The sequence below is a fragment of the Methanoregula sp. genome (assembly GCF_028679125.1).
Lineage (GTDB): Archaea > Halobacteriota > Methanomicrobia > Methanomicrobiales > Methanospirillaceae > Methanoregula.
Genome location: NZ_JAJRCG010000001.1, coordinates 302,939 through 315,949 on the forward strand (window position 1 = coordinate 302,939; position 13,011 = coordinate 315,949).

Genomic DNA, 13,011 nt, shown 5'->3' on the forward strand with positions numbered 1-13,011 from the left:
ATGCAGTCCTTGTCAGCGAAGAAGAACGGCCATTTTCCCCTAATTGGGATGTACTTCGGAAGATGGAGATACCTGGCACTGGCATCCGGTTATCCTGCAGGAAAAAACCGGCATGCGGATCGAGAGCCCGTGTGGCGGAGGCGGGCACAGGATGACAAAGAGTAAATCCGTGACGGAATCGGGAGTGCCCCTGTATCTCCTGCCAGGGAAACTTGCCCACCACATCAATCGGATCGGGGCCCCGGTATACCGCATCAGTGTGAAGCGGACTCACTGGCATCACTACAACATCTCGGTCAGGACAAAGTCCCTGCCAAAGGAACTTGTATCGTGCCGGGTCATGAGGCCCACGGCACCTGGTGAAAGAGAACCGGATTATCCGCCGATGGTACACGTTCACCTCCAGGGTTGTGGGGCATGAGCCGGGGACCGTACCCGGGACGGACGCTTGCCGGTGCCCTTCCCATCGCAGCGATACGGGGGACCGTCCATTTGGTCAGGCAGGCCCGCGGGGGCCTGTACGATCTCGTGATCCCGACCGCGGTCCCGGTTGCATTTGTCCGCGTGATGTATGCGGACCGGATCCTCCTGACGCTTGCAGAGGCAGAAGAGTGCTACCGGGGAGTGATCATCGGCCTCCGTTCCATCATATCAACAGAGAATATCTCGCGTGAACTCTGGCTGCGTTCCCGGCACGGGACCTGGCGGTTCTTCCGGGTGATGAAAACCGGTCTTGTCGAGCTCTCCCGTAACGGCGTGCCTCTCGGGTGAACGGAAACAGGCCAAGCAGATTCCCTCTTAAATACCAGGAAGTGAGAAACAGGGGATTTCCTGTTTTCTCTCTCCCATGATGGGATATATAGATCCCTCTTTCCTGGAGTACCTCCGAAATACGCCTTATACGGGCTCCGATTGGCCATTTTCCCGGATCCCGGGGAGGTATTTCGGGAAAAAGGGACATTATTCCGTCAAAATTCACTTGTTTTCACGCCGGTAACCCAGGGACGCTATTTGGGTGCATCCGGGAGGCGAAAAGGGAGAACGATCAGGTTTCAGCACGGACCGCGATAGGATGTAAACCGGGATAGTGGATCGCGATCCATGTCTGGAGTACCTCCGAAATATGCCATATACGGGCTTCGAATGATCATTTTCCCGGATCCCGGGGAGGTATTTCGGTAAAAAGAGACATTATCTCACTAATATTTGCTCATTTTCACGTCGGTAACCCAGGGACGTTGTTTGGGTGCATTTGGGAGGCAAAAATGGGAGTGGATCTGGTTTTAGCCTGGACTTCCCGGGGCAGTGAAAAGAACCCTCAATTCCGATCCCATTTTTGCGAAATCTTCCGGCTAATATCCTTCCCCGGATTGTCCCCAAACGCGAGCAAAACACGGCGTTTTGCCTCCTGAAAATTTATTCAGCCAGACCCATCCCTCCCTGCGTCGTATAGTGATATGTCAAAGGGGCCCCCGAGACGCAGAAAAAAAGATGGAGGAATAAAAATGGGAGATTTCGTACAGAAAACAACCGTCAAGACCGCGGTACGCGAACTCGCGACCCTGATCGCAGATGTATCGGCATTCGACACCATCGTCTAGTCAGTCATCACCGGCAACCCGTTTGCCTGTGTTGCCTATGAGAGCGCCGGCGTCAGTCACCCGCCGGTAGAGAAGACAAAGGAGGCCTATACGGTAAAGATCGTGTACCAGGATGCTGACGCAAAAAGTGTTGGCAGTCATTCCGACAAGTTCAACACGATCGCCGGATTCAATGCTGGTGCTACAGCGATACTCGCCGATTCGGCCCTGACCGCAGCCCACGGGGGCACCCCGGTCCGCGATACCACGAACGAGGCCTTCTCGGCAACGCTGAAATGCCGCGACCCGAACGGGGAGATCTATATGGTCACCTTCGGGCGCACCAGCATCAGCCTCACCTCGTACTCGGACGATGGGATCCGGACCAAGGTCGAGACCTGGGCCGACACCGTTGCGGCACTGGCCTGAGGAGAACCCGGGGCGGGGACACGAAACGTCCCTTCCCCCACAGGTTTTTGGAGACATTCACTATGGAAACAGAAATTCTTGGCATACTACTCGGGGCCGTCCTCCCGATTTATCCCCTGCTCTTCGTCATCTACCAGAAGATCGGCAGGTACGATGAAGTGGTCGAGGAGTTCAAAAAACTCCGGGACGAGCACGAGCACCTGAAGGAGGCGCATTATGGAAGCTGAAACCGTACCGGTCGCAACTATTACCGGCCTGTACCGGGGAACCTTCTCCGGTCTCGAACCGCTGACAAAGGATACCCCGCTGACTCTGGACGAAGTCCGGCGCAACCCTATCTTCTACGAACTGGACCTCCAGCCAAAAAGGGAGAACGAGAACCTGATCATCGATGTGATCTACGACAACATGGTACCCCGGCACCAGCAGGACCTGTTCCGGGGAACAGATATCCCCCGGGGCGTCCGCTTCTGGCCGGACTGGTTCGAGATCCCGCCCTACCGGGAGATGCGTGACCGTACCGGCCGCCGGGTCTACCCGCGTGCACCGGGCATTCACACCGTCAGGTTCCGCACAGGCCGGAGAAAACTGGGACTTGCCCGGGACTTCAGCCCGGAGAACGGCGGGTACATGAGCCCGGTCTTCGAGTTTACCATCACGGCGGACGTGAAGGATGTCCGGGAACGATGAGGGGGATGGACCATGAACACACCAGTCATCCGATCGCATAGGACGTGGTACCCTGTTTGAAAATGTCGTGCAGACCCGGGCCGCCATCTGTGGTGCAGGGCTCCTGCTCGCGATCATTTTTCTCTTCGCCAGCCTCCCGTATATTCTTCTCGTTATACCGGTCGCGATCTTCTTTCTCGGCATCGTTGCCGACCCGGAAGAGACCCACGCGGTCTGGTACGGGATGCTGAACGTGCTCGGGATATTTGATTGCACCCTGCTCACGGACGAAGAGAAACGAAACTACGCAGAGAAACGGCATTACTTCTGGTTCGGCGAGGTCGGGCTCGCGGCAGTCCTTGCCGGCATCTTCGCCATCCCGTCCGGGTGCTTCCTTCTGGCTCGTGCCGGGATCACCCTGGCGTTTATCGGCGCTGCGATCTGCTTCCTGCCGCTCTTCGTCTTCCTGCCCAGAATACTGCAGACCGCGATGAAGGCCGACACTGTATCGATCATCGAAACGTTCGGGAAGAACGAGCACGTGAAGAAGGTGTTCTGGGCCCTCTTTTCCTGCCTTGCCGGCATCGTGCTCGCGGAGGTGCTGGACCCGGTGGCGGCGCAACAGATTGTCGGGATTATTGCGGGAACGGGGGTATGAACGGATCCCCGCTCCCGGGTCTTTGTCCGGAGAGATCCGGGCCAGCGGCCCATCGTTTTTCTCTCAGCAATTAATTGGATTATTTTCCGGAACGAGCATCCGTACTGCACCACCCGGTGTCAGATCATGCTCCCGTTTTTTTGTCCGCCCCGGCATCGATAAGCCATTTCCATGCCGGTACAACCCGGATAACGGTATCCCCGTCGTTGATGGTCTCCTCCTGGAGGTACGTGAGAACGATCCCCTCGTCCAGGCCATGCACGGCCATAGCCCCGGAGAGCCCGGCAAGTTCGCGCTCCCGGTTCTCCCTGGTGAGTTCAAAGCAGACCTGGATCGCGCCGGTGATCTTCCCCCGCTCTTCCGTGATGAAATCGCACTCTTTGGGATTTTTGAAAAAAAAGACGGACTTGTTCCGGCGCAACAGCTCGATGAGGACGAGGTTCTCAAGGAGCCTGCCCTTGTCATCCGGGAACCGGAATGCGACTGCATTGCGCAGGCCGGTGTCGATGCAGTAGAGTTTCTTCTCGTTGACGTACTGTTTCTTCAAAGAAAAATCGTACCGGAAGATCTCGAAGATGAGGTATGCTTCTTCAAGGAACCCGACATAATCCCGGACCGATGCAACGCTTTTGAACCCGAGCGTGTTCCGGAGCGCATTGTAGGTTGCTGAATTTGCCGTATTGGTGACGAGATAATGGGCGAGCTTTCGGAACCCTTTCACCTCACGGATCCCGAACCGGCTGATGATGTCACGGAAGAGGATGTCGTCATAGATCCGCTTGAGGTACTCCGGGTCACCGGACTTCAGGTAGTCGGGGAACCCGCCACCTGCGAGGTACCGGTCGAACCCCGCGAGGATCTGTGCCTTCTTCTTCGATGAGATCCGGTCGGTCCCGATCGATGTGAACTGCAGGTATTCACGGAACGAGAACGGGAAGAGGGTGATCGTCGTGTAACGCCCGGTAAGCCGGGTACCGGGTTCCTGCGAGAGGAGATTTGCATTGGACCCGGTGAGGAAGATTTTGTATCCCTCATCATGGATGCGGCGGATGAACCGTTCCCAGCCCGCGACATTCTGGACCTCATCGATGAAGAGGATTTTTACATCGGGCGAGATCTTTTCGAACACGAGCATCAGGGAGGAAAAATCCGCTACCGTGAAGTCCATGAGCCGGTCATCGTCGAAATTGATGTAGTGGAAATCTGCATACTGTGCTGACAACTGGCGCAGGAGCGTGGACTTGCCGCACCGCCGGATTCCGGTAATCACGACGATCGCATTTGTCCGGGTAATCTGCCCGGTCGCGATCTCCCGGGGTATCCCGGGATCCTTTGCGAGAAATGTCTCCTTCTGGGTGTGTACCAGTTCTTCGAGCTGCGATGCGGTGATCATATGCATTACCAATGTATGCTTTATGCGATTTATTTACATTACTAATGTATAAAATTATTTATCCGGCGGGCACTGCCCGCGGCCTGTCATGGCCGGGAAAAGAAGCGATCATCCGCCATTCACCCGCAGGGGATTGACTCAGGTATCCGCATTACGAATATTCATTAGGTGAGAAGGAAAAATATCTCCCACCTGTTCCAAAATATATATCCGGCGGGTAACACCGGATGGAGTTAAAACCATGTGGATGCCCGATATCCGTACCCTTTTCCTGACCCTCTTTCTCGTGAACACGGTCCTCACACTGATGCTCTTCACTTTCTGGAGATCCCAGAAGACCCATGACGGCTTTCGGCTGTGGATGCTCTCCCTCCTCGTCACATCCTGCGGGTATTTCCTGTACATGCTCGAAGGAGCCGTGCCCGCTTTCCTCTGCTCAACGGTGGCAGGTCTTCTGATCATGCTGTCGGTCATGATGCGGCTTGACAGTACCAGGATGTATTTCCAGTCACGGGCGCTCCCCAGGATCACATACAGCATCCTGGTACCGGGAATTCTCCTGTTATTCTGGTTTATGATCATAGACGATTCGCAAATCATGCGTGGCGTGATTATCGGATTGTTCATCGTCCCCTGCTTTGTTGCGACCGCCCTCATCGCGATCCGGTCCAGGGAACCAGAGACCCGGTCGCTCAGGTACAGCTTCAGCGCGGCTCTCCTGGTCACGGCCCTCCTCTGGACCATGATGACCGTTCATGCGCTCATCACCCCGGGGGATCACTCACTTGGGGGCCCGGATCCCATTAACACAATCTTCTTTATCGTCACGATCCTCATGGATATCGTCCTCACGGCATCCTTCCTGATGCTCAACATGGCCCGGTCCCAGGGGGAACTCAAACAAAGCGAGGAGCGGTACCGGAACCTTGCAGACAACCTCCCGGATTATGTTCTCATCCACGACCGTGAGTTCATCCACTACGCCAACCCGGCAGCAACCCGGCTCCTGGGACCCGCAGAAGGAACCCTTGCCGGGCAATCGATCTATTCCATCCTGACACCCGCGAGTGCTGAGGCTGCACGGGAGATCATCGATGCCATCCGCAGGGATGAGTTCCCGGACCATCTCAGCGAGATCGATATCCAGCTCCGGGACGGCACGATCCGCCACTGCCTGATCAAGACCGTCCGGATCGAAGATGCCGGGCTCCCTTCAGGCTTATCGGTCATCACCGATATCACCGAGCGGAAGGCAGCAGAGGATGCACTCTCCCGGGCAAATAAAAAACTCACCATCCTCTCATCGATCACCCGGCACGACATCAAGAACCAGCTCACGGCCCTCGCGGCCTATCTCGAGCTCTCGAAAGAAGAACTCGGCACCAGTCCTACGGCCTCAGAATATCTCACGAGCGAGATGAAGATTGTCGAGACCATGGGGCACCAGCTCGATTTCACCAAGGTCTACGAGGATATGGGAACAACCGCTCCCGCCTGGCAGAACGTCAATGCCGGTATCCGGCGGGCGGTTGCGGCACTTCCTATGAGAGAGGTACGGGTGGATGTCGACCGGACGGACGTGTCGGTGTACGCGGACCCGTTGTTCGAGAAGGTCTTCTATAACCTGATCGACAATGCCCTGAAGTATGGCGGTGAAGCGATGACGACCATCCGCATCACCTCTGAAGAAACCGGCGCGGGGCTCGTGATTACCTGCGAGGATGACGGGGCCGGGATCGCGGTCGGGGATAAAGCCCGCCTGTTCGAGCGGGGCTTTGGGAAACATACCGGCCTCGGCCTCTTCCTCACCCGCGAGATCCTCGCGATCACCGGAATCACCATCGCGGAGACCAGCGGGCCGGATAACGGGGCCCGGTTCGAACTGGTTGTACCGAAAGGGGCATACCGGTTCACCGGTGAGACGGTACCTCCCGGATAGTTTCCTTCCCATGTCCGCCGGTGCGATCAGCGAAACGTCCGGGAAGAACCGGCAGGCAAAAAAGGTCCGGGCCCTGTATGCTGCAAGGGCCGGCCTTGTTCCGGCCCGGGCCCCGCACCCGCCCGGCAGGAACCGGGGATTATCGCAGGCACGGGCAGGTGAAAAACAGGATTATTTTTTCAGTTCTTCACGCATTGTCCTGAACTGCTCGTCCGTGATCTCCCCTTTTGCATACCGCGTTTTGAGAATCTCCATCGCACTCTCCCCCGCAGGTACGGTTTTCTGCTGGTTGCTTTCCCGGATAACGATGTACAGGATAAGGAAGAGGATCCCGATCATCGGGATGAGGATCAGGATTCCCCAGAGCAGCCCGTTCATCCCCCTCGTGTTCGCGTCCAGGTACACCAGGTACGCGATGATGAGGAACAGTACAAGCAAGATCAGCATCATCCCCATGCCGAAGAAGGGAAACCCGTAGCTGGAATTCCCACCCCACATGCCATCCATCATGTATGCCATGCTGATACGATGCTCACCGTATCAGATAACCATTGAGATCGTACCAAGAAGTTCCGGGCCCCCGGGCGTCACGATCCTGGTTTGCCGGCCGAAGTAAATCTGCGATCGCATGGAGATGGGACATGCGGCAATGGCACGGCGGGTCGCGGTCCGGATCGCAGGCCTGGTTACAGGCCTGGTGATGAGCGTGTGAAGAATGGCGCGGCCGGAGTTTTTTTCTTCCTTTATTTCCTTAAAATATATATTTGCAGGGTTTTTCCCGGTTTTTTTCTGCAAGCATTTATACTTGGACTCTTCACGATTGTAATGTGAACCTGTTCCGGAAAACCCGGAGTACGGACACTCAATGGCGGTCATGTATGGCTACCGAACCCGTCCAGTCGATCATCAGAAAACAGGCAAAACCTGCGGTACTGATCTTTTTCCTGCTCACGCTTATCGTGGGCATTCTTTACCCGTTTATTGTCACAGGCATTGCCCAGGTACTCTTCCCGGTCCAGTCAAACGGGGATCTCCTCATCCATAACGGCAAGATCGCCGGCTCGTCCCAGGTCGGGCAGCCGTTCTCGTCCCCGCAGTACTTCTGGGGCCGTCCTTCTGCAACCTCGCCCGTGCCCTATAATGCCGGCGCCTCCTCCGGATCCAATCTCGGGCCGGATAATCCCGCACTCGCCGATGCGGTAAAAACCCGGGTCGGTGCCCTGCATGCAGCCGATCCCAAAAATACGCAGGAGATACCAGTCGATCTCGTCACCGCTTCAGGAAGCGGGCTTGACCCGGACATCTCGGTCGCTGCCGCGTATTACCAGGTGCCCCGCGTGGCCCGGGAACGTAACCTCTCCGAGCCGGAGGTATCAGCGCTCGTAAACTCACAGGTCCAGCAGCGCCAGTTCGTGATCTTCGGCGAGCCCCGGGTGAATGTCCTCTCCCTGAACCTCGCACTCGATGATATCAGCGCCGAAAAAATCTCCGTGCCGCAATCGGCCGGGTCCGGTGCTGATCCCACCGACCCCCCGGCCAGTCTCTTCGGCATGAGGATCGCCGACTGGTTCCAGCTGCTCCTCTTCATCCTGCTCGTCATGTTCATCGTTGTGCCGCTGGGTGCATGGATGGCAAAGATCTATACCGGGAAACCGAACTTCTTCTCCCCGTTCCTCGAACGGATCGAACAGAAGATCTTCCTCATTGCCGGTGTTGATCCCGGGGAGGAGATGGACTGGAAGCAGTTTGCCGTCGCCGTCATGGTCTTCTCGGTTCCCTGCATCGCGGTCGTCTTCTTCCTCCAGCTCGTTCAGCAGGTCCTGCCGCTCAACCCGGCCGGCCTTTCGGCCGTTCCCCCGGATCTCGCGCTCAACACGGCGGTCAGCTTTGCCACCAACACCAACTGGCAGGCCTATGTGCCCGAAGTCACGATGAGTTACTTCACCCAGATGGCGGGTCTCGCCGTCCAGAATTTCCTCTCGGCTGCGGTCGGGATGTCCGTGCTCGTCGCGCTCATACTCGCCTTCACGCGGAAGTCCGGTACAACCATCGGCAACTTCTGGGTGCTGCTGACAAGAAGCGTCATGATCCTCCTCCCCATCTGTCTTGTCATCTCCCTTCTGCTCGTCTCGCAGGGAACGCCCCAGACGTTCTCCGGTGCGGTCACGGTCCCGCTCCTTGACCCGGTGAACGACAGTGCCGGGACGCTCGTCACCACCCAGACGATCCCGCTCGGGCCCGTTGCCTCGCAGGTTGCCATCAAGCATCTCGGGACAAACGGCGGCGGGTTCTATAATGCCAACTCGGCCCATCCGCTTGAAAACCCCACCCCGTTTGCGAACTTTGTCGAGACCTTTGCAATCATCATCATCCCCGCAGCGCTCTGCATGACGTTCGGGGCCATGATCGGATCGCGGAGAAAAGGGGCTGCCCTCCTGATCGCCATGTCCCTCATCTTCCTGCCGCTCGTGGGTCTTGCCATCTGGTCGGAAGGGGCCGGCAACCCGGCGCTTTCCCCGCTGGGGGTCGACCAGGCCCCCTCGGACCTCCAGTCCGGCGGGAACATGGAAGGAAAGGAGGTCCGGTTCGGGATTGTTCCCACGGTCCTCTTTGCCGTGGTCACGACCGTGACATCCTGCGGTGCGGTCGATGCCATGCACGATTCCTTCATGCCCCTTGCCGGGGGGATCATGCTCTTTGACATGCAGCTCGGCGAAGTGGTATTCGGCGGCGTCGGCTCGGGCCTGTACGGCATGCTCATCTTTGCCATCATCGCCATGTTCATTGCCGGCCTCATGGTCGGGCGGACACCGGAGCTCTATGGCAAGAAGATCGAGCAGTTCGAGATGAAGATGGCGACGATCGTCATACTCATCCCGATCCTCCTGATCCTTGCCTTCACCTCGCTTGCCGTCCTCACCCCGGCAGGCCAGGCCGGCGTTTTCAACCCGGGCCCGCACGGTTTCTCCGAGATCCTGTACGCGTTCACATCGGCATCGCAGAATAACGGCAGCGCTTTTGCCGGGCTATCGGCAAACAGCCTGTTCTACAATCTTGCAACCGCCTTCTGCATGTTCGTGGGCCGCTATGCCACGATCGTCCTGACGCTTGCGCTTGCAGGGTCGCTTGTCACAAAGAAGATCGTTCCTGCGGGCGAGGGAACCCTGCGCGATTACCGGCTGCTCTTTATTGTCTGGCTGGTCTTTGTCATCATCGTTGTCGGGGCGCTCAGTTTCCTCCCGGCGCTCTCGCTCGGGCCGATTGCTGAGTATATGGGCATGATCGCGGGGGGGATGATCCATGTCTGATGGAGAGACCCGCACCGCCCCGGCCATCCCGGGGCTCTACCGGCGTGCAGCGGTCGATGCGGTCCTGAAACTCGATCCCCGGACCCTCATTGCGAACCCGGTCATGTTCACCGTGGAAGCCGGGAGTGCGCTGACCACCCTGCTGTACCTCCAGGCCCTCACCGGGGCCGGGGAAGCACCGGCAGGATTCATCGGCGCCATCTCCGCATGGCTCTGGTTCACGGTGCTCTTTGCAAACTTTGCCGAAGCCTTAGCTGAAGGCCGGGGCAAGGCGCAGGCAGATTCATTACGAAAGATGCGGCAGGATACCTCGGCAAAAAAACTCGATCCCGATTACACGCTCATCAGGGGCAGGGAACCCAAAGAAAAATATATTGCGGTGGTATCCTCCTCTGCCCTGCGGAAGAACGATCTCATCTATGTCAAGGCCGGGGATACGATCCCGGTGGATGGGGAAGTGATCGATGGGGTTGCATCGGTCAACGAGAGTGCGATCACCGGTGAGAGCGCACCGGTGATCCGTGAATCCGGCGGGGACCGGAGCGCGGTCACCGGAGGGACGGGTATCCTGTCTGACTGGCTCATCATCCGGGTCAGCGCGAATCCCGGCGAAGGGTTCCTCGACCACATGATCAGCCTCATCGAAGGGGCAAAACGGCAGAAGACCCCTAATGAGATCGCGCTCAACATCCTGCTGCTCGGCCTGACGGTAATCTTTATTGCCGTCGCAGCAGCACTCTACGCCTTCTCCGCGTACAGCGTCCAGGCTGCCGGGGCCGGAACCACCGTCACGATCACCGTGCTCGTCGCGCTCTTCGTCTGCCTCGCCCCGACCACCATCGGCGGGCTTCTCTCCGCCATCGGCATTGCGGGCATGGACCGGCTGATCCAGAGAAACGTGATCACGACCTCGGGCCGGGCCATCGAAGCGGCGGGAGACGTGGATGTCCTCCTGCTCGACAAGACCGGGACCATCACGCTCGGGAACCGGCAGGCTGTCGAGTTCATTCCCGTTGACGGGACCACGATCCAGGACCTTGCAGAGACTGCACAACTGGCCTCGCTTGCCGATGAAACCCCCGAGGGCCGCAGCATCGTGGTCCTTGCAAAAGAGAAGTACGAACTTCGTGGCAGGACCGTTGGAGCATCCGAAACGAGCATTGAGATGCAGTTCATCCCGTTCTCCAGCCAGACCCGGATGAGCGGGGTGGACCAGGGACAGCTCCATATCCGGAAAGGCGCAGCCGATGCGCTGTTCCGGTATATTGAAACGAACGGCAACTCCGTATCGGATGAACTCCGGCAGGCTGTCGATGATATCTCCCGGGCCGGCGGCACCCCGCTGGTCGTTGCACAGAACGGGAAGGCGCTCGGGGTCTTCCACTTAAAAGATATCGTCAAAGGCGGGATCCGGGAGCGCTTTGTCCAGCTGCGCAGGATGGGCATCAAGACGGTCATGATCACCGGGGACAACCGGCTTACTGCTGCAACTATTGCCGCAGAGGCCGGTGTCGACGATTTCCTTGCCGAGGCAACGCCCGAGAGCAAGCTCAGACTGATCCGGGAGTACCAGGCCGGCGGGCGCATGGTCGCGATGACCGGCGACGGGACCAACGATGCCCCGGCGCTCGCCCAGGCCGATGTTGCGGTCGCCATGAACACCGGCACCCAGCCGGCCCGGGAGGCGGCGAACATGATCGATCTCGACTCCAACCCGACAAAACTGATCGAGATCGTGGAGATCGGAAAGCAGCTCCTCATGACCCGGGGGGCGCTCACCACGTTCTCCATTGCAAACGATATTGCCAAGTATTTCGCCATCATCCCGATCGCGTTTGCGTCAACGTACCCGGCGCTTGCCGCACTCAATGTCCTTGGCCTTCACAACGGGATCCTTGCAGCCGTGATCTTCAACGCCCTCATCATCGTCGCGTTAATCCCGCTCGCCCTCCGGGGCGTCCAGTACCGTGCGATGTCGGCGGAAGAGGCGCTCCGCAATAATATCCTCCTCTACGGGATCGGCGGGCTCATCACTCCCTTTATCGGCATAAAGATTATCGATATCCTGCTCGTACTGCTGGGTGTAGGATGATGCCTGTACCTGAATACCGCCCGGACCCCGATGCGCTGCTTGCCCGGATCACGGGTGAGGAGCGAAAGAAACACCGGGGCAAGCTGAAGATCTTCCTCGGGTACATCGCGGGCGTCGGCAAGACGTACGAGATGCTCAAGGCAGCCCATCTCCGGCTGGCCGAAGGTGTCGATGTCCGGGCCGGCTATGTCGAGATCCATGGCAGGAAAGAGACGGAAGCGCTGCTCGAAGGTCTCACGGTCATCCCGCGTAAGATGATCGAGTACCGGGGGGTCACGCTCCCGGAATTCGATCTCGATGTTACCCTCCAGTGCAGGCCCGCGCTTGTCCTTGTCGATGAGCTGGCCCATACGAACGTGACGGGCTCCCGGCACCTGAAGCGGTACCAGGATGTCGAGGAACTGCTGGATGCCGGTATCGATGTCTATACGACCCTGAATGTCCAGCATATCGAGAGTCTCAATGATGTCGTGGCCCAGATTACGGGCGTCATTGTGCGGGAGACGGTCCCGGACCGCGTCATCGACGAGGCGGACGAGATCGAGGTGGTCGATCTCGCACCTCCCGAGCTGCTCCAGCGGCTGCGGGAGGGAAAAGTCTATGTGCCTGATATGGCCGCCCGGGCGATCGAGAAATTCTTCAATGAAGGCAACCTGTATGCCCTCCGCGAACTCGCCCTCCGGCGGGCGGCAGAGCGGGTCGACGAGCAGATGCTCGCCTACATGCAGACCCGGGCAATCCCGGGGCCGTGGGCTGCCGGGGAACACCTGCTCGTCCTTGTCGGCCCGGGACCGCTCTCGGAACGGCTGGTGAGGACAGGACGCCGGCAGGCCGACCGGATGGGGGGGGCCCGGTTCACGGCAATCTACGTGGAAACACCGGCCCACCACCGGCTTTCAAAGGAGAGCCAGGAGCAGCTGGCCCGTACCATGGAACTTGCACG

General features: G+C 58.4%; 11 protein-coding genes and 1 pseudogene. 10 read left to right on the top strand and 2 right to left on the bottom strand.

Annotation, left to right across the window (positions count from 1 at the left end; translation table 11 throughout):
* The first annotated feature begins 151 nt into the window (after nucleotides 1-151).
* From LUQ43_RS01670 to LUQ43_RS01695, 6 genes are all read left to right on the top strand, one after another.
* Nucleotides 152-421, top strand: a complete 270-nt coding sequence (locus LUQ43_RS01670) for a hypothetical protein (RefSeq protein ID WP_299963102.1) — start codon at nucleotides 152-154, stop codon at nucleotides 419-421.
* Nucleotides 418-771, top strand: coding sequence for a hypothetical protein (locus LUQ43_RS01675; RefSeq protein ID WP_299963104.1), 354 nt, complete (start codon nucleotides 418-420; stop codon nucleotides 769-771). Before LUQ43_RS01670 ends, LUQ43_RS01675 begins: the two co-directional genes overlap by 4 nt.
* Before the next feature lie 932 nt (nucleotides 772-1,703).
* A complete protein-coding gene (locus LUQ43_RS13365) occupies nucleotides 1,704-2,009 on the top strand; it encodes a hypothetical protein (protein ID WP_363318468.1) in 306 nt (101 codons plus the stop codon).
* A 62-nt stretch (nucleotides 2,010-2,071) separates the two neighbouring features.
* The gene (locus LUQ43_RS01685) at nucleotides 2,072-2,236 is read left to right on the top strand and encodes a hypothetical protein (RefSeq protein ID WP_299963106.1); all 165 of its coding nucleotides are present in this window, start codon (nucleotides 2,072-2,074) and stop codon (nucleotides 2,234-2,236) included.
* A complete protein-coding gene (locus LUQ43_RS01690; RefSeq protein WP_299963107.1) occupies nucleotides 2,226-2,699 on the top strand; it encodes a hypothetical protein in 474 nt (157 codons plus the stop codon). Before LUQ43_RS01685 ends, LUQ43_RS01690 begins: the two co-directional genes overlap by 11 nt.
* A 67-nt stretch (nucleotides 2,700-2,766) precedes the next feature.
* Nucleotides 2,767-3,336: a hypothetical protein gene (locus tag LUQ43_RS01695; RefSeq protein WP_299963109.1), complete on the top strand. Its 570-nt coding sequence runs from the start codon at nucleotides 2,767-2,769 to the stop codon at nucleotides 3,334-3,336.
* A gap of 124 nt (nucleotides 3,337-3,460) precedes the next feature.
* On the opposite strand, the gene LUQ43_RS01700 is transcribed toward LUQ43_RS01695, so the two are convergent.
* Nucleotides 3,461-4,735: an ATP-binding protein gene (locus LUQ43_RS01700; RefSeq protein WP_299963111.1), complete on the bottom strand. Its 1,275-nt coding sequence runs from the start codon at nucleotides 4,733-4,735 to the stop codon at nucleotides 3,461-3,463.
* A gap of 241 nt (nucleotides 4,736-4,976) precedes the next feature.
* Between LUQ43_RS01700 and LUQ43_RS01705 the strand changes: the two genes are divergently transcribed.
* Nucleotides 4,977-6,668, top strand: a complete 1,692-nt coding sequence (locus tag LUQ43_RS01705; protein WP_299963113.1) for a PAS domain-containing sensor histidine kinase — start codon at nucleotides 4,977-4,979, stop codon at nucleotides 6,666-6,668.
* Nucleotides 6,669-6,839: 171 nt separating this feature from the next.
* On the opposite strand, the gene LUQ43_RS01710 is transcribed toward LUQ43_RS01705, so the two are convergent.
* The gene (locus tag LUQ43_RS01710; RefSeq protein WP_299963115.1) at nucleotides 6,840-7,187 is read right to left on the bottom strand and encodes an SHOCT domain-containing protein; all 348 of its coding nucleotides are present in this window, start codon (nucleotides 7,185-7,187) and stop codon (nucleotides 6,840-6,842) included.
* Nucleotides 7,188-7,546: 359 nt separating this feature from the next.
* On the opposite strand from LUQ43_RS01710, the gene kdpA reads away from it, so the two are divergent.
* The 3 genes and pseudogenes from kdpA to LUQ43_RS01725 all read left to right on the top strand — a co-directional run.
* Entirely contained in the window at nucleotides 7,547-9,976 is a 2,430-nt protein-coding gene (gene kdpA, locus LUQ43_RS01715; RefSeq protein WP_299963117.1) for a potassium-transporting ATPase subunit KdpA, read from the top strand.
* On the top strand, nucleotides 9,969-12,068 hold the full coding sequence (gene kdpB / locus LUQ43_RS01720) for a potassium-transporting ATPase subunit KdpB (RefSeq protein WP_299963119.1): 2,100 nt from the start codon (nucleotides 9,969-9,971) through the stop codon (nucleotides 12,066-12,068). The genes kdpA and kdpB overlap by 8 nt, the downstream gene beginning before the upstream one ends.
* A pseudogene (locus LUQ43_RS01725) lies at nucleotides 12,065-13,011 on the top strand (sensor histidine kinase KdpD); the annotation flags it as partial. The gene kdpB and the pseudogene LUQ43_RS01725, both read left to right, overlap by 4 nt.